The 16739-nt window shown below is 64.8% G+C and carries 12 protein-coding genes; 4 read left to right on the top strand and 8 right to left on the bottom strand.

The annotated features are described in order from the left end of the window. Window positions 1-47 precede the first annotated feature (47 nt). Together IE125_RS09865 and IE125_RS09860 are read right to left on the bottom strand one after the other, a co-directional pair. Entirely contained in the window at window positions 48-668 is a 621-nt protein-coding gene (locus IE125_RS09865) for an L-threonylcarbamoyladenylate synthase (RefSeq protein ID WP_189444495.1), read from the bottom strand. A gap of 77 nt (window positions 669-745) precedes the next feature. Then, entirely contained in the window at window positions 746-1660 is a 915-nt protein-coding gene (locus tag IE125_RS09860; protein ID WP_189444789.1) for a PHP domain-containing protein, read from the bottom strand. A gap of 152 nt (window positions 1661-1812) precedes the next feature. Between IE125_RS09860 and IE125_RS09855 the strand changes: the two genes are divergently transcribed. From IE125_RS09855 to mnmC1, 3 genes are all read left to right on the top strand, one after another. Further along, a complete protein-coding gene (locus IE125_RS09855; RefSeq protein ID WP_189444494.1) occupies window positions 1813-2364 on the top strand; it encodes a septation protein A in 552 nt (183 codons plus the stop codon). Then, window positions 2364-2663 (top strand): YciI family protein, encoded by a 300-nt coding sequence (locus IE125_RS09850; RefSeq protein ID WP_189444493.1) that lies wholly within the window; start codon window positions 2364-2366, stop codon window positions 2661-2663. Before IE125_RS09855 ends, IE125_RS09850 begins: the two co-directional genes overlap by 1 nt. A 238-nt stretch (window positions 2664-2901) precedes the next feature. After that, entirely contained in the window at window positions 2902-4959 is a 2058-nt protein-coding gene (mnmC1, locus tag IE125_RS09845; protein WP_189444492.1) for an FAD-dependent 5-carboxymethylaminomethyl-2-thiouridine(34) oxidoreductase MnmC1, read from the top strand. A gap of 16 nt (window positions 4960-4975) precedes the next feature. Here the strand turns inward: mnmC1 and IE125_RS09840 are convergent, their stop codons facing one another. Both IE125_RS09840 and IE125_RS09835 read right to left on the bottom strand, forming a co-directional pair. After that, entirely contained in the window at window positions 4976-5704 is a 729-nt protein-coding gene (locus IE125_RS09840) for a response regulator (protein ID WP_189444491.1), read from the bottom strand. A gap of 3 nt (window positions 5705-5707) precedes the next feature. After that, window positions 5708-7306 carry an ATP-binding protein gene (locus IE125_RS09835; protein ID WP_189444490.1) on the bottom strand — a complete coding sequence of 533 codons (1599 nt, stop codon included), beginning with the start codon at window positions 7304-7306 and terminating at the stop codon, window positions 5708-5710. Between the two features lie 192 nt (window positions 7307-7498). On the opposite strand from IE125_RS09835, the gene IE125_RS09830 reads away from it, so the two are divergent. Further along, entirely contained in the window at window positions 7499-8812 is a 1314-nt protein-coding gene (locus IE125_RS09830) for a 2-hydroxycarboxylate transporter family protein (protein WP_189444489.1), read from the top strand. A 151-nt stretch (window positions 8813-8963) separates the two neighbouring features. Here IE125_RS09830 and IE125_RS09825 read toward each other — a convergent pair whose 3' ends face one another. The 4 genes from IE125_RS09825 to smc form a co-directional block, all read right to left on the bottom strand. Further along, on the bottom strand, window positions 8964-9236 hold the full coding sequence (locus IE125_RS09825; RefSeq protein ID WP_189444488.1) for a YheU family protein: 273 nt from the start codon (window positions 9234-9236) through the stop codon (window positions 8964-8966). Window positions 9237-9315: 79 nt separating this feature from the next. Further along, window positions 9316-11346 carry an NAD-dependent DNA ligase LigA gene (ligA, locus tag IE125_RS09820; protein ID WP_189444487.1) on the bottom strand — a complete coding sequence of 677 codons (2031 nt, stop codon included), beginning with the start codon at window positions 11344-11346 and terminating at the stop codon, window positions 9316-9318. Between the two features lie 194 nt (window positions 11347-11540). Continuing rightward, the gene (zipA, locus tag IE125_RS09815) at window positions 11541-12815 is read right to left on the bottom strand and encodes a cell division protein ZipA (RefSeq protein ID WP_189444486.1); all 1275 of its coding nucleotides are present in this window, start codon (window positions 12813-12815) and stop codon (window positions 11541-11543) included. Window positions 12816-13184: 369 nt separating this feature from the next. Then, window positions 13185-16691 carry a chromosome segregation protein SMC gene (smc, locus tag IE125_RS09810; RefSeq protein WP_189444485.1) on the bottom strand — a complete coding sequence of 1169 codons (3507 nt, stop codon included), beginning with the start codon at window positions 16689-16691 and terminating at the stop codon, window positions 13185-13187. Window positions 16692-16739: the final 48 nt, after the last annotated feature.

Genomic DNA, 16739 nt, shown 5'->3' with positions numbered 1-16739 from the left:
CGGCCGCCGAGCAATCTCGGCGGCCGGTCTGTGTAGCCATCTCGCTATTACACAAACGACGAGACGTCGCCACGCCCCTCGCGCACGACGAGCGGCGGAATTTCGCGCAGATCGACGACAGTAGTCGGCTCCAGATGGCAGGCACCGCCGTCGATGATCAGGTCCAGATGCGCGCCGATACGGTCGCGAATCTCTTCCGGATCGGTCATCGGCAGCGCCTCGCCCACGGGAATCAGGGTGACGCTCATCAGCGGCTCGCCGAGCGCGTCGAGCAAGGCATGCGTGATCTTGTGATCCGGCACGCGCACGCCGATCGAGCGGCGCTTGGGGTGCAGCAACAGCCGCGGCACCTCACTGGTCGCGTTGAGGATGAAGGTGTAGGGCCCCGGGGTGTGGGACTTGAGCAGTCGAAATACGCTGTTGTCGACCTTGGCGTAAGTGCCGATCTCGGAAAGATCGGAGCACATCAGGGTGAAATTGTGGCGGTCGTCCAGCTCGCGCAGCCATTTGATCTTCTCGATCGCCTTCTTCTCTCCGAGGCAGCAGCCTAGCGCATAGCCGGAGTCGGTCGGGTAGGCGATCACGCCGCCCTGACGCAGAATGCCCATTGCCTGGTCAATCAGGCGTTTCTGCGGGTTCTGTGGGTGAATCTGAAAGAACTGGGTCATCTGCTGACTCTCCTCGATATCTTGCTGCGCCGGATGCTGTCCGGCTGGATGCCGACCTGCCGCTGACGCCATCCAGCCTAACAGGTCTCCCGGATCTCGCCGCCGAAAGACGCCAGTGCCGGATGCAGCCAGATCGGTTTGACATGACTTGCGGGGGCCGGGCTGATAGTGCCTGGCGCTAGCGCACCACCGGGGTAGTGGAAGTCGCTGCCGAGCGAGCCGTAGAGCCCGTGAAAGGCGAGCTGGCGTGCGAGATCGAAGGTGGTGTCCGGATTCTGGTAGCCGCTAATCAACTCGGCGGCCTCGCCTCCCGCCTCGATGAAAGCCGAGAACAGCAGATCGCGTTTGCGCCGCGTCATCCCGTACCGCAGCGGATGTGCAATGACCGCGACGCCGCCGCTTTCACGAATCCAGCCGACGACGGTCGAGAGCTCTGGCCAGTGCATCTTGACGTCGCCTCGCTTGCCGGCCCCGAGATAGCGCTTGAACGCCGTCTTGCGATCGGGCACCAGGCCTGCCGAGACCAACGCCGCGGCGAAATCGGGCCGCCCCAGTGGGCGCTCACTTCCCGCCTCGAGCCTGGCACGCGCTACGCCATCGTCGAGACCGATCTTCTCCAGCCGATGGGCGATCTCGCGCGAGCGGCGCTCCCGCGCCTGGTGCAACGTCTCGAGGCCGGCGGTAAATCCTGCCGACGCCCCCTCCGGCAGCAGCGCCACGACATGAATGCCGATGCCGCGCCACTGGCACGAAAGTTCCGCCGCCGCGATCAGACGCAGCCCGAGCCGTCGACACGCCCGATCGGCTTCAGCGACACCGTCGAGCGTGTCGTGATCCGTTAGCGCGACGTGGGTCAATCCGCGAGCCAGGCAGAGCTCGATGAGTTCACCGGGCGTCAGAGCGCCGTCGGAAGCGCGGGAGTGCATGTGCAAGTCGACCCCGCGCACGTCGGCCAGCCTCTCTGGCAAGGCCTGTAAAACGGGACCGGACATCGCCGAAGCGGACGGAAACTCGGAGGAGCAGGCAACCATAGGCATGACGCCGAACGGCGTCTTTGTCAGAATAGAGCGCTTATGGTGAGGGGCGCGGCCTGTTCGGTCAATCAACGCCGCCCCCGCACCGCTCGCCGGAGACTCGCCCCATCATGAAACTGCTGTTCGACTTTCTACCCATCGCCCTGTTCTTCGCCGTCTATCATTGGAGCGGCGACATCATCGTGGCGACCGTCGTGCTGATTCCCGCCACCCTGGTTCAGCTGGGCGTCGTCTGGTGGCGCCAGCGCCGGATCGAGAAGATGCTGCTGATCACATCGATCATCGTCATTCTCTCCGCCAGCGCGACAATTGCCTTCCGCGATCCGGCCTTCATTCAGTGGAAACCCACGGTCATCAACGCGCTGTTCGGTATCGCGTTCCTGTTTTCGCCCCTGTTCGGCGGCCAGACATTGACTCAGCGCATGATGGGCAAGGCGGTCAGCCTCCCCGCCTCGACCTGGCGTCGGCTCAATCTCGCCTGGGTAGTGTTCTTCTTCGCCATGGCGACGCTCAATGTCTACGTCTTCACGCAATACGACGAAGCGACCTGGGTCGACTTCAAGCTCTTTGGCATGCTGGGGCTGACGCTGCTGTTCGTGATCGGTCAGGCGCTATTTCTGGCTCGCCACCTCTCCCACGCCCAATCGAAAGAGGGTTCCTGATGCTTTACGCCATTATCAGCGACGACATCGAAGAGAGTCTGGCGAAACGCCAGTCCGTCCGCCCGGCCCACCTGGAGCGGCTGGAGACACTGCGCGACGAGGGCCGGCTCGTTCTCGCCGGCCCGCACCCGGCCATCGACAGCAACGACCCCGGCGCCGCCGGATTCAGCGGCAGTCTGGTCGTCGCCGAATTCGAATCGCTCGAGGCCGCACGAGCGTGGGCAGACGCCGACCCCTACGTGGCAGCCGGCGTCTACGCAAGCGTCACGGTCAAGCCGTTCAAGCGCGTGCTGCCCTGACATCGTCATCGGTCACACGCCGCCCCGGTGACCTCCGAGGCGGCGATTATCCACAGCGCGGTGTCGCCAGTTTTTCACACTGACTGTGGATAACACTGTTGAGATCCCGCGGACCACTCCGTTTGCGGTAGACGATACGCAGGCTAGCGAAGATCGATCAAAATTTGAACAGCCTGTCGATGTCCTCCACGACCCGACTTGCGACTGTCGAATCACCCACCTTTCACTTACGGACACCATGGCGAACCACTCCGCCAATACGCCCCGCCACTCGGCAGCGGAAGCCGCCCTGTCGCCGGCTGAGCTCGACTGGCGATCGGACGACAACGCCAACGAGGCGCCGTACTCGACGCACTACGACGACGTCTATTTCTCTCGCCAGGACGGTCTGGAAGAGACGCACTTTGTCTTCCTCGAGCATAACGCGCTGGCGTCTCGGCTCGCCGACTGGTCCCGCGAGCGGGCATTCGTCATCGGTGAAACCGGCTTTGGCACCGGGCTCAACATGCTGTGTGCCTGGGCCTGCTTCGACGAGAACGCGCCCTCCGCTGCGCGACTCCATCTCGTCTCGACCGAGAAGCATCCGTTGACACGAGAGGCGCTCGAGCGGGTGTGGCATGGTTGGCCAACGCTGGTCGATCGTGCGCGAGCCCTGATCGACCAGTGGCCACCGGCCGTGGCGGGCATCCACCGGCTGGCGTTGAGCGAGCGCGTTACGCTCGACCTGCACTTTGGCGATGCCGCCGAGTCGCTGGCGCGCCTGGATGGCGCGGTCGACGCCTGGTTCCTGGACGGATTCGCCCCCTCGAAGAATCCGGACATGTGGCAGCCGCCACTGTTCGAGGCGCTCGCTCGCGCCAGTCGCCCGGGCGCCACGTTCGCAACGTTCACCTGCGCCGGCCTTGTCCGCCGCGGCCTCGCGGCAGCCGGTTTCTCCTGGCAAAAGGTGCCGGGATTCGGACGCAAGCGCGAGATGCTGCAGGGTGTCTGGCGAGGAAACGGACTCGCCGAAGCGAGGGCATCGCAACCGAATGGGGAATCGGAGCCAGGATCGGATGCTCTGTCAGAGGCACTTCATCCACGGGCCGATGCCGAATCGGCGGCGGCGACCGTGGCGGCCCGCGCCGAGACGCCCTGGTTTCATCCGCCCGCGCCGCGGCGGCGGCGACATATCGCCGTCATTGGTGCCGGCATCGCCGGCGCCAGCGTTGCCGCAGCGCTGGCACGCCGCGGTAGCGAGGTCACGGTGATCGATCGTGCCGGCGTAGCCGGTGGCGCTTCCGGCAATCCGCAGGCAGCGCTCTACGTGAAGTTGGCGCTCGAAACCAACCTGCAGAGCCGTTTCTACCTGGCGGCGCTGCTGCACACTCAGCGCTGGCTGGCTCGGCTCGACCCCGAACGTCGCTGGTGGCACGACTGCGGTCTGCTGCAGTGGGCGGGCGACCGCAACCGTCGCGATCGCTTCCTGGCCAACCATTCGCTGCCGGAGACTGTCGTCCATGCACAGGACGACGCTCTGCGTTATCCCGGCGCCGGCTGGGTCGATCCGGTTGCGCTGTGTCGAACCCTGCTGGAGCCCCCCGGGATCGAGTGGCGACGCGACGAGCTGCATTCGCTGCGCGAGACGGAAAACGGCTGGCGTCTGCAGCTATCGGGCCATGCGCTGACGGTGGATCAGGTCGTGTTCGCGACCGGCCACGCCAGCCGCGACTGGCTCGATGGCCTGCCGCTGCAGGCGATTCGCGGGCAGATATCCACCCTGTCTGTCTCGCCGGCGCTGACGCTGGATGAAGTGCACTGCGCGGGCGGCTACGTGATGCCCCCTCGGAAAGGGCAGCTGACCTTCGGCGCCACCTTCACGCCCAATGACGACAGCAACGAGCTGCGACTCGCGGATCATCGCCGCAATCTGTCGGAACTCTCGCGAACGGCGCCTGCACTCGGCGCCGCGCTGGGGGAGATCCCTGCCGAGTCGCTGGGTGGGCGTGCCAGCGTGCGAGCCGCCAGTCCGGACAAGACGCCCTACGCCGGCCCGCTGCCCGACGCCCGCGCGTGGCGGCAGGCCTACGCGGCGCTGTCCAAGGATGCCAATCGTCGTTTCGACACTCCCGGCGTCCATTACCCGGGGCTGTGGGTGAGCACCGCCCATGGCTCACGCGGCATGGTCAGCGCACCGCTGTGTGCCGAAGTGATCGCGTCGCGCATTCATGACGAACCACTGCCGCTGCCGCGTGAACTCGTCGACCACCTTCACCCCGGCCGACGCATCATCGCCGGCCTCAGGCGTGGGCGCTGACCGCGAGGGCGGTGACTCAGCCGGCGGAGGCTGGCTCGCCGAGCTGACGCAGCGCATCCAGATCGAGGCAGCGATAGGTAAACGAGGGTCGACCGATCTGACCGTAATGGAAAGACTCCTCGAGCAGGCCGCGATCTACCAGGTGCTTGAGATACTTGCGCACGGAGACCCGTGACATGCCGGTATTGTCACTCAACGCCTCGGTGGTGAACGAATTGCCGCACTGATCGCCAGCCGCGCGGGCCACCTGAGCCAGCGAATTGGTGGTCAATCCCTTGGGCAGATCGCCGGGGCGGATCGGCGCCGGCGCCCCCGTTTCGCGCCGGAACAGCGAGTCGAGATCGCGCTGATGGGCGCGGGTCGGCAGCTTGGCGAGGCGGCGATGCGTCTCCAGGCAGTAGTTCAGCGCTTCCTGGAAGCGTTCGAACTCGAACGGCTTGACCAGATAGTCGGCCACGCCCAGCAGCTTGGCTTCGCGCACCGTCTCCATCTCCGAGGCCGCCGTGATGAGGACGATCTGGACATCCCGCGCCTGGCGACGCAGCTCCCGGACCAGAGAGAGGCCGTTGTGCTCGCGAAGAAACACGTCGAGCAGCAGCAGATCGACCGGTTCGCGGGCGAGTATCTCGCGCGCGGCGGGCAGATCCTCGCACTGCGCGACCAGGCTGATGCCATCGAGTCGATTGAGAAACTCGACGTTCAGGCGCATCACCATCGGGTCATCTTCGACTATCAGTACGCGCATGGGTCAGATCACTCCATCGGTCAGCGTTGTGGCATCCGCCGCATAGGGTAATGTCACCTCGACCAAGGTGCCACGCCCGGGCGTGGAATAGAGCGCGAGCGTTCCCTCCAGCGACTCGACGTGCGCCTTGACCATCGCCAGCCCGTAGCCACGCCCTTCGCCCTTGGAAGAGATCCCCTGCTCCAGAGCGCGATGCTGCTCGATCTCGCCCATGCCGGCGCCGTTGTCGGCAACGTGGAGCGAGAGCTCTCCGGCATCCAGGCCCATACTCAGCGTGACCGAGGGCAAGTTGCGCTCGGCGACCGCCTCGAACGCGTTCTCGAGCAGGTTGCCGATGATCGTGACCAGCCAGTGCCCCGTTTCACCGCTGTCAGGGGCTGGAATATCGCTGTCGAGTTCGATCTCCAGCGCCACCTGACGCTCCCGCGCTTCACTCCCCTTGGCCAGCAGAAATCCGGCCAGGATCGGGTCCTTGACGCCAGCCACCCGCGCGGCGGCCGGGGCGATCAGGGTATCGTCCAGCTCCCGCAGATAGCGTTCGAGGCGGCCGATATCGCGCAGCTGCACCAGACCGAGAATGACATGCAGACGATTCTTGAACTCGTGCGTGGAGGCCCGCAGCGCCTGCGCGTAGCGACTGACGCCAGTTAGCTCCTCGGCGAGCCGATTGACCTCGCTGCGATCGCGTAGCGTCACGATCGAGCCACCGCCACCGCGCTCGGCGCGGATCGGCACCCGATTGACGATCAACGCCCGGCCGTTGAGCGTCAGACGACGGTTGAGCGACACCGCGCCACTGTCGAAGAGCTCGTCCAGCACCTCGCGTGGCAGTGCCGCCTCGGTGCCGCCGAGCGGATTGAGCAGCTGCCGCGCCGCCGGATTGACCAGTGTCACTTCGCCCTCGGCGTTAATCGCGAGCACACCCTCGTGAAGCGAGGCCAGCATCGCCTGACGCTCGCGCACCCAGCCGGAGATCTGGTGCGGCTCGAATCCCAGCAGGACTCGTTTGATGTAATGCGCCAGACACCAGGCGCCGAGCCCCCCGATCAGCATCAAACCCACGATCCCGAGCCAGAGTACCTGGCTACGCTCGGACAGCAGCAGGCCGACGCGCTTGAGCGTAACGCCGGTCGCGACCGCGCCGATCACCTGGCCGTCGCTGCCCAGTACCGGCGAGAAGCCGCGAATGCTGACGCCGAGCGTGCCCTCCGCGCGCGAGACATAGGATTCACCGGCCAGCGCTGGCCCTTCGTCGTCGCCGCGGAAATGGCGACCGATCTCGTACGGATCCGGATGCGTCAGGCGCAGGTGGCGCGTGTCTATCACGGTGATGAAGTCGACTCCGAGCCGCTCGCGCAGCGCTTCGATCCGCGCGCGCAGCAGTGAGTCAGGATCGTGGACGATCGGCTTGGCGGTCAGTGCGGCCCTGACATCAGCGCGGTCCGCCAGCGAGGCCGCCAACCCCATCACGCGCTCGCCCTGCGCCTGTTCGAGATTGGCGCGAAGCTGGTAGTTGAACAGCAGGAGAGCCACGCCCAGCGTCAGCACGATCATGCTGGCGACCAGAACGAAAAGCTGGGCACTGAGACGCAGACGCTTCATATCGACCTATGTCTAACCCCATTTCGACCAAGGTGGTATACCGCACACGGGTGCGGTATGCGTTCTCCGACGCCTTCTCTTTCAATAGTTTATAAAGGCTTTAATAATTTCGGTAAGGTTGGTCACTGCAGTGAGGTCTCTATCCTCGGCAGCGTACCGCCCGCGAGGGCTTGAATCCTACGGGAGCCAACCATGACTGCAACCGCGACGCAAACCGTGCACGCCGAAGAGGGCCGCCAGAACGGCTGGCTGTCGGCCCGCATTTTCGGCATTCCTCTACCGCTATTTGCCATCGCCACGGCCGTTCTGATCGTTTCCATGGCAACGGACACCCTGCCTACCGGCATGATCGGCGCCCTGCTGGTCATGATGATTCTCGGCGAGCTGCTGGGTTTCATCGGTGACCGACTGCCGATCGTCAAGAGCTATCTCGGCGGCGGCGCGATTCTCGCCATCTTCGGCGCCGCTGCGCTGGTCTACGTACAGTGGCTGCCGAGCGACGTGACCGACAACGTGACCCAGTTCATGAAGAGCGGCGGCTTCCTCAACTTCTACATCGCCGCGCTCATCACCGGCAGCATTCTCGGTATGGATTCCAAGGTGCTGGTCAAGGTCGGCTCCCGCTACGCCCTACCGCTGATCTGTGCGGTGCTGTTCGCGGCGCTCTTTGCCATCGCGGTGGGCTGGCTGCTCGGCTTCTCCGTGCAGGACGCCGTCGTCGTTATCACGCTGCCGATCATGGGCGGTGGCATGGGCGCTGGCGCGGTGCCGATGAGCCAGATCTACGAGCAGCTGCTCGGTCAGCCGGCGAGCTACTATATCTCGATTCTGGTACCCGCCCTGGCCCTGGGTAACGTCTTCGCCATCATCATCGCGGGCCTTCTCAACGGGCTGGCCAAGCGCGTACCGAGCCTGACCGGCAACGGCCAGATGATGCCGGGCGTCGAGATCGAGGAGCGCGAAAGCAAGCCGGATCTTTCCAAGCTAGGCATCGGCGTGATCGCGGCACTGACCTTCTTCGTCGCCGGCGAGATTCTGGGTGGGTTCATTCCGCTGCACCCCTACGCACTGATGATCATCCTCGTCGCGCTGCTCAAGATCTGCAACGTCGTGCCCGAGTCTCTCAACGACGCCGCCGCGCAGTGGTTCAAGTTCGTGGCCAAGAACTGGACGTTCGCCCTGCTGTTCGGTATCGGCATCGCCTACACCGATCTCGGCCAGGTGATCGACGCGATCTCCATCACCTACGTGCTGATCGTCTTCGCCGTCGTCGCCGGCGCCGCCTTCGGGGCGGGTCTGGTCGGCAAGCTGGTCGGCTTCTACCCGATCGAATCGGCGATCACCGCCGGTCTCTGCATGGCCAACATGGGCGGTACCGGCGACGTTGCCGTGCTCTCCGCCGCCAATCGTATGCAGCTGATGCCGTTCGCCCAGATCTCCTCACGGCTCGGCGGTGCACTGATCCTGCTGATCTCGAGCATCGCGGTGCCGCTGCTGTTCACCTGATCTCGAATCTTCAGGGTTCCCGGCCTCGGCGAAGAAGCTGGGAACCCTGAGCCACCACCCCGACTTGCAACGGCCCCCTGTCGAAACCGACAGGGGGCCGTGTTGTTATCAGCGTGGAGAGCCAGGCAACGTCATCGCCCGACTCAGGCGATCACCAGTCGCCCTCTTCCTCGTCATCGGCGAGGTGTCGACCGAAACTCTGCCACTGCGCCTGGGTCATTACCTCGGTCGACTCGGTCTGCAGATCGTGGACGATCAGCAGCTCACCGCGCTCGAGCTGGCGTTTGAGATCACGCACCCAGTCATGCATGTCGGTGGCGACATCGGTGGTGTCGTAACCCTGACGGGTGACGAACACCTGCAGCAGTGCATCCAGCGTTTCCGACGGCAGCATGCGCGGCGGAATCTCGACAAAACGGCTCATACCGGCCTCCGTATTTCCGTTGCACTCATGTCAGCACTGGCGCTAACCCTGACAGTGACACTCACCCCGGCAACGGCACTCACCCTTCCCACTCGGCAAGGCGCGACAGGAAAGCGTCCTCGTCGATCACCTCGACGCCAAGCTGCATCGCTTTCTCCAGCTTGCTGCCGGCGCCGGGCCCGGCGACGACGGTCGCCGTTTTCTTGGAGACGCTGCCGGCCACCTTGGCTCCGAGCGCTTGCAGGCGCGCTTTGCCTTCGTCGCGGGTCATGTTCTCCAGCGCCCCTGTCAGCACCCAGGTCTGGCCCTCCAGCGGCTGCGGCCGATCACCGACCTCTTCCTCGACCCAGGTCACGCCAACCGCAATCAGATCATCCAGCGTTTCCTGGTTGTGGGCCTGCCGGAAGAACGTGTGAATGTGGCGCGCCACGATCGGCCCGACGTCCTCGACCGCCTCCAGCGACTCGAGCGTTGCCTCGCGCAGGGCGGTGAGCGAGCCGAAATGGCGTGCCAGATTGGCTGCGGTCGCCTCCCCCACTTCCCGAATACCGATGGCGTAGATGAAGCGGGGCAATGTGGTCGACTTGGCGGCTTCCAGTGACCTGACGAGATTGCCGGCGGACTTCTCGGCCAGTCGCGGCAGATCGGCGAGATGGGTCGCCTCGAGGCGAAAGAGATCCGCCGGCGTCCTCACCCACTCACGCTCGACCAGCAGGTCGATCAGTTTTTCGCCGAGGCCATCGATATCCAGCGCCCGGCGGCTGGCAAAATGCTTCAGCGCTTCCTTGCGCTGTGCCGGACAATAGAGGCCGCCGGAGCAGCGCGCCGCGACCTCGCCCTCGAGACGCTCGATCTGCGAGCCGCAGACCGGGCATGCGCTCGGCATCTCGATGGGACGAGCATCCGCGGGTCGCTGCGACTCGACGACGCCGACGATCTGAGGAATGACATCACCGGCACGCCGCACGATGACGGTATCGCCGATGCGCACACCGAGCCGCTCGACCTCGTCCATGTTGTGCAGCGTGGCGTTGGACACCGTGACGCCGGCGACCTGCACCGGCTCGAGCTTGGCGACCGGCGTCAGTGTGCCGACGCGCCCGACCTGAAAGGCGACGTCGTTGAGCGTCGTGGTCTGCTCCTGGGCGGGGTACTTGTAGGCAATCGCCCAGCGCGGGGCGCGGGAAACGAAGCCGAGTTCGCGCTGATCGCGCAGGCTGTCGACCTTGAGCACGGCGCCGTCGATATCGTAATCGAGACCGTCGCGCTGCTCGCCGAGCCGCTGGCAGAATTCCACGATCCCGCTGGCGCCGCTCACCACGTCGAGCAGCGGACTGGTGCGGAAGCCGAGCTCGCGCAGGCGCTTCAGATAATCGGAGTGGGTGGCGGCATCATCATCGCCATCGAGTCGGGCGACCTGGTAGGCACAGAACTCCAGCGGTCGCTGAGCGGCGATCTTCGAGTCGAGCTGGCGCAGGCTGCCGGCAGCCGCATTGCGCGGATTGGCGAAGACCTTCTCGTCGCGCTCGCGCGCTCTGGCATTCATCGCCTCGAAACCCGAATGGCGCATGTAGACTTCGCCGCGCACCTCGATCAGCGATGGCGGCGTCTCGCCACGCAGCTTGAGCGGTATCGAGCTGACGGTACGCAGATTGAGCGTAACGTCCTCGCCGGTGCGCCCATCGCCACGCGTCGCGCCCTGCACCAATCGGCCATCTTCATAGACCAGTGCGACGGCCAGCCCATCCAGCTTCGGTTCACAGCAGAACGCCAGCGTCTCGCTTTCGCACTCGAGCTTGTCCGCGACCCGTTTGACGAACGCGCGTAGCTCCTCCTCGTTGAAGGCGTTATCCAGCGAGAGCATGGGGACGGCGTGCGTCACCTCCTCGAAGCGTTCCGCCGGCGGCGCGCCAACGCGCTGTGTCGGTGAATCCGGCGTCTCGAGCTCGGGATGCGCCGCTTCCAGTGCCTGGAGCTCGCGCAGCAGCTTGTCGTATTCGATATCGGTGATGCGCGGGGCATCTTCGACATAATAGTGGTAATTGGCGTCATCCAGCTGCTGACGCAAGTCATCAGCGCGGTCACGGGTCGCTCGGGACATCTGGCTCATTACGCTCGTTCGGTGGCTGCTCGGCCGCGGAGCAACGACACCGCGGCGGAAAGGAAATGACACGCATTGTAGCGGAAGCGATGGCCCACCGCCTTGGGCGCTCACCGGCAGATTTGAGGGCCAAGTACCCATCAACGACAACGGGGCCCGAAGGCCCCGTTGCAAGATACCGCCAGCGCACCCTGCCGGGTACGTCAGTTCGCCTGATAGCGATGCAGACGATGGCGACGCTCGAACTCCTGCACGCGCTGGCGCGCGAATTCGATCGTCTGGGCGGTCATGACGCTATGATTTTCATCTTTCAGCTCACCGCCGAGATTGCGAACCAGCACCATCGCGGTCTCCAGCATCGCCTCGAAGGCAGCCGCCGTATCGTTGGCACCCGGTAGCGGCATCAGGAAGGTCACGCCAGGGGTCACGATCTCCTGGATGCTGTCCAGATTGAATACGCCCGGCTTGACGACGTTGACCATCGAGAACTGCAGCTCGCTGTCGTCGGCTTCCTTCTCGTAGCGGTGGAAGATGCCCATTTCACTGAAGCGCAGCCCGCACGCCAACATCAGATTGAGCAGATCCGCGCCGTCGAAGCCCTCTTCCGTACGCGCGAAGACGCTGATGACGATGACTTCCTCGGCGTGAGACAGCGTCTCCCGGGCGCGGGCCGCGCTGACGTGGTGGCGCTTGGCGCGCTCGACCGCCGGGTGCTGCGTAACGACGTCATTACGCGCAGCTGTTGCCGGCTCGGCGGCCTCTGCGCCGACGGCATCGGTCATCGTCTCGCGGCTGCCAATAGATTCGCGGCTATCGCCGGCCGACTCTACGTCGGCGCCGATGCTCTCATGGGGCGGCGTCAGGCGGGAGATCCGTAGTGGCTCCAGTGCCGCTTCCGTGGCCGCATTTCCCGCCGATGCCGGCATGCCGGACACGAGCGGATCGCGAGTCGACGATTCATCGGCCGTCGGCGGCTCATGACCCAGCTGCGGCTCACGATGATCGCTCTCCTTGCGAGCGTCTTTCCTCGCCCGAGCATCTTCGTCACGCTTGTTGCCGAGCCGCTGAGCGGACTCGCTCACACGTTTGGCACCGGCACGCATGGCGCTCTTTACATTATGCTGCATGTCCGAAAACGAGGGACGCGACTTTCGGTTGAGAATGCTCTCCTTGAGCTCCTCATCCGGAATACGCTCCTGGCGTTTCGGCTCGGATGGGCGAATCGGCTCCGCCTCATTCCGCTCGAACGTGGCCGCCCGAACGACACGTGCCCCTCCGTTGGGCAGCTCCCAATTGACTTCGGCCTCGCGGGCCGCCTCGTCCAGATCCTCGTCGGACCCGGCGTCTGTTCCGTTCTCTCCGATCGCCTGATCAAGGCGTGGAACCCGACGTTGGCGCTGAAGACGACGAAAGCCATCGATCACGATGGTCGCCACCAAAACCAGCCCCAGGATGATAAGCCACTCTCTTAGTTCCATGGGTCGTCTTGCCTGTTCGCGGTGCCACTATGCTGGAAGAGGACAACAGGTTCGGTCATCGATTCACACCCTTTCGCAAGGGCGCCTGCAGGGACGTCGTCAGCGAACGACAAGCGGCGACAACACACGTCCGGCAACCCGAATCTGCTGCGTGTTTTGTGCTGCATGCGACCGGCTCTCCATGTCGTTTTGCAGGTCAATCGTCGATATACCTCACCATGTCGGCACTAGCATAGCGTGATTTTTCAAAAATGGGCCACTTTTTTTCGTTGTCAAGAGATGTTTTGCCCGCCAGCAATCGCCCTTCAATTCTGCCTGATGCGAGACATCCTATTACGCCGCTAGCCGGTTTGGCTATTTTCGACAAGTTCAGGAGGTCTCGGCCATCGATGCCGCTTCATCGACCCCGACGGAGACCAGACGCGACACACCCGGCTCTTGCATTGTCACGCCCATCAATCGCTCGGCGGCTTCCATCGCGATCTTGTTGTGCGTGATGAAGATGAACTGAACGCTCTCCGACATTTCCTTGACCAGCTTCGCATAGCGACCGACGTTGGCATCGTCCAGCGGTGCATCCACCTCGTCCAGCATGCAAAAGGGTGCCGGGTTGAGCTGGAAGATGGCGAATACCAGCGACAACGCGGTCAGCGCTTTCTCTCCGCCGGACAGGAGATGAATGGTGCTGTTTTTCTTGCCGGGCGGGCGCGCCATGATGGCAACGCCGGTCTCCAGCAAATCCTCGCCGGTCAGCGTCAACCATGCGGCTCCGCCACCGAAGACTCGCGGAAAAAGTGCCATCAGTCCCTGGTTCACTTCATCGAAAGTCTGCTTGAAGCGCGTGCGGGTCTCCTGATCGATACGCCGTATAGCCCGTTCGAGTGTCTCGATGGCCTCGCTCAGTTCAGCGTGCTGTCCCTCGAGATAATCGCGTCGTTCGGCCTGCTGGTCATACTCTTCGATCGCCGCCAGGTTGATAGCGCCGAGTCTGCGGATGCGTTCAGCGGTCTCCTCCAGCCGTGTCTGCCAGGCCGATTCGGTGGCGTCGGGGTCCAGCCCGGCGAGCAGTCGTTCGACGTCGTGGCCCTGCTCATCGAGCTGTTCCTGCTGCGCATCGGCCTTGAGCGTCAGCGCCTGAACCTGCATCCGCCCTTCCTGCAACCGCTGACGGACGACATCCAGCTCCCGCTCGTGTGCCTGCCGCTCGAGCTCGGTCTGGCGCAGCGCCTCGCCCAGCTGGTTGGCGCGATCTCGGCAGGCGTTGAGCGTCGTCTCCTGCTGGGACCGGGTCTCGAGCAGCAGCTCGAGCCTTTCACGCTGGTCGTCGTCCGGCTCGGCCAGCGTTTCGCGCTGTTCGATCAGCGCTTCGCAACGCGCCTCGAGACGCGATAGTTGCTCACGGCTTCGCTCGCGCTGCTGCTCGAGGGCATCCCGCTGGGTCTGCAGTCGCTGACGTTCGAGCGCCAGCGCCTGCTGCTGCGCTTGCGCCTGCTGCTGCTGCTGCCGCAGCGTCGTCACTCTCTCGAGCGACGCCTGACGCTGTTGTTCGTGTGATTCACGCAGTGTCTGGCTGTCATCGACAGCAGCAAGCGCTTGCTGCCAACGCTCGCGCGCGTTTTCGAGTGCCATCGTTCGCGCCTCGAGCGTCTCATGGCGTGCTGCGATCTCCTCGACCAGCTCGCGGGCGCGCCCGCCGACATGGCCAAGTTGACTGTCCAGCGTGGCGAGACGGGTCGAGTGCTGCTGGCGCTCGCGCGACAGGTCGAGCTCTTCCTGGCGCAGTGCCTCCAGCCCCGATTCGTTGGCATCGAGCGCCTGATGAAAATCCGTCAACTCGCCCTCGATCTCGGCGACACGCTCATCGATCTCGGCGACTTCCGCCAGCAGCGCTTCTCGACGCTGACGCTGCCCCAGCACGCCGTCGCTGGCGATCTCTTCTCGCCCCAGGCGACGCGCCCAGCCCTGGCCGAGCCAGAGTCCGTCCGAGGTCATCACGCTCTCGCCAGGCCCCAGCGCCGAGACCCGGCCCCAGGCTTCCGGCTCATCCACGGCACAGTAAATCCGATTCAGCACTCCGTCAGCACTGCCGGCACCACGCACGTGCGTCAGCAGCGAGTCCGTCACCACCGTCGTCTCACGTTGGTGCGGCGAGAGCACGGGAAGTTCCCCGCTGGCCAGTGATCCGAGCGGCGCGCGTGCCGTTTCCGGTTCGGCCAGACGCGCATTGAGCCAGTTCCCCAGCACCCAGCCGACCACGCGCTCCCAGCCGCGGTCCACCTCGAGTTGCTCGGCCAGCAGCGGTGCCGACGAAAGCGCATGACCGGCGAGCTGCTCGGCGACGCCGGCATCGCCATCGTCCAGCGCGGCATCGATCAAGGCCTCGAGCGAGGCGATCTCGCCCTGACACCGGTGGCGCCGTTCCTGCAACGCCTGACGAGTCCGCTCACGCTCGTCGAGACGCGAGCGCGCCTGCTCGCGAGCATCGAGACGCGCCTCACGCCGGATCTCGAGCGTCTGCTGACGTTCGTCGAGGACCTCGAGAGATTCGGCAACGCCTTCGCGAGACTCACGGAGCTCGCGCATGTCGGGGAGCTCACTCTGCTGACGCTGCAGACGGTCGACCTCCTGACGCAGCGACATCAGCTCCTGTTCGAGCCGCTCGATCGCCTCCTGCTCGCGCTCGGCGCGATGGCGCGTCTCTCGCGACGTTTCGCTGAACGCCTCCCACTGGCGCTGCGTGGTCTGCGCATGGGCTTGCGCCTCTTCGAGCGACGCTTCGAGATCGAGCAGCGCTTCATCGGCAAGTTCGACGTCTGGCACGAGCGTCTCAAGACGCTCGGCGAGCGCGTCCAGACTCTCATCGTCTTCACCGGCGAGCCGAAAGAGCGATTCACGCTCGCCGCGGGCGGTCTCCAGATCGGCGCCGAGCTGCTGCTGGCGCTGGCGCGCGTGTTCGAGCGACTGCTCCAGACGCGCGATGTCGGCGCCGGTCTGATAGAAAGCGGCCTGGTGCTGCTCGAGCGCCGCAGCGACCTGGTCGTGACTTTCGCGCCCTTCCGCGAGCCGGGTTTCACATTGACGCAACCCCAGCACCTCACGCTCGACTTGCGTCTCGTCGTCGCGCACGCGCGAAGCGGCCTCGTGCTGCTGGCTGCGTAGCGCCCGTTCGCGCAGCAGCGCCAGCTCTCCGCGCAGCCGGTGCTCATCGTCCTTCAGGCCGCGATAGCGCCTGGCTGCCTCGGCCTGGCGCTTGAGTCGCTCGAGCTGCTTGTCGAGCTCCTCGCAGATGTCGTCGAGACGTTCGAGATTCTCCTGCGTGCGACGCAGCCGGTTCTCCGTCTCGCGCCGGCGCTCCTTGTACTTGGAGATGCCGGCGGCTTCCTCGAGCGTATTGCGCAGCTCTTCCGGCCGCGCCTCGACCAGGCGCGAGATCATGCCCTGGCCGATGATCGCATAGGAGCGCGGCCCCAGGCCGGTGCCGAGAAAGATATCGGCGATATCGCGACGCCGGCATTTCTGACCATTGAGGAAATAGCTCGACTGCGGCTCGCGAGTGACCAGGCGCTTGACCGCGATTTCGCGGTAGCCGGACCAGGCACCGCCGAGGCCGCCATCGCTGTTGTCGAACAACAGTTCGATCGAGGCCTGACCGATCGGCGCGCGCCCGGTGGAGCCGTTGAAGATGACATCGGTCATCGACTCGCCGCGCAGCGTCTTGGCGGAGGACTCCCCCATCACCCAGCGAACCGCATCGATGACATTGGACTTACCGCAGCCGTTGGGCCCAACGATGGCGGTCATGTTGCCGTCGAACGGTACGGTGACCGGATCGACGAACGACTTGAAGCCAGCCAGCTTGATGGACTTGAGACGCATGCGGGAGGGAAGGCTCCTGGAACCGGATGGGCCACCCGGCGCAGCTCA

The organism is Salinicola rhizosphaerae, from assembly GCF_014652715.1.
In the GTDB taxonomy this organism is placed as follows: Bacteria; Pseudomonadota; Gammaproteobacteria; order Pseudomonadales; family Halomonadaceae; genus Salinicola; species Salinicola rhizosphaerae.
The sequence above is the reverse complement of the archived record's forward strand: the minus strand, read 5'-3'. Positions and strand labels throughout refer to the sequence as shown.

Bases quoted from the DNA above. Each gene is read 5' to 3' on its own strand.
- IE125_RS09855 (WP_189444494.1), top strand. From the start codon at position 1,813: ATGAAACTGCTGTTCGACTTTCTACCCATCGCCCTGTTCTTCGCCGTC.
- IE125_RS09825 (WP_189444488.1), bottom strand. From the start codon at position 9,236: ATGAGCCGTTTTGTCGAGATTCCGCCGCGCATGCTGCCGTCGGAAACG.
- IE125_RS09850 (WP_189444493.1), top strand. From the start codon at position 2,364: ATGCTTTACGCCATTATCAGCGACGACATCGAAGAGAGTCTGGCGAAA.
- IE125_RS09830 (WP_189444489.1), top strand. From the start codon at position 7,499: ATGACTGCAACCGCGACGCAAACCGTGCACGCCGAAGAGGGCCGCCAG.
- ligA (WP_189444487.1), bottom strand. From the start codon at position 11,346: ATGAGCCAGATGTCCCGAGCGACCCGTGACCGCGCTGATGACTTGCGT.
- IE125_RS09865 (WP_189444495.1), bottom strand. From the start codon at position 668: ATGACCCAGTTCTTTCAGATTCACCCACAGAACCCGCAGAAACGCCTG.
- IE125_RS09835 (WP_189444490.1), bottom strand. From the start codon at position 7,306: ATGAAGCGTCTGCGTCTCAGTGCCCAGCTTTTCGTTCTGGTCGCCAGC.
- mnmC1 (WP_189444492.1), top strand. From the start codon at position 2,902: ATGGCGAACCACTCCGCCAATACGCCCCGCCACTCGGCAGCGGAAGCC.
- smc (WP_189444485.1), bottom strand. From the start codon at position 16,691: ATGCGTCTCAAGTCCATCAAGCTGGCTGGCTTCAAGTCGTTCGTCGAT.
- zipA (WP_189444486.1), bottom strand. From the start codon at position 12,815: ATGGAACTAAGAGAGTGGCTTATCATCCTGGGGCTGGTTTTGGTGGCG.
- IE125_RS09860 (WP_189444789.1), bottom strand. From the start codon at position 1,660: ATGTCCGGTCCCGTTTTACAGGCCTTGCCAGAGAGGCTGGCCGACGTG.
- IE125_RS09840 (WP_189444491.1), bottom strand. From the start codon at position 5,704: ATGCGCGTACTGATAGTCGAAGATGACCCGATGGTGATGCGCCTGAAC.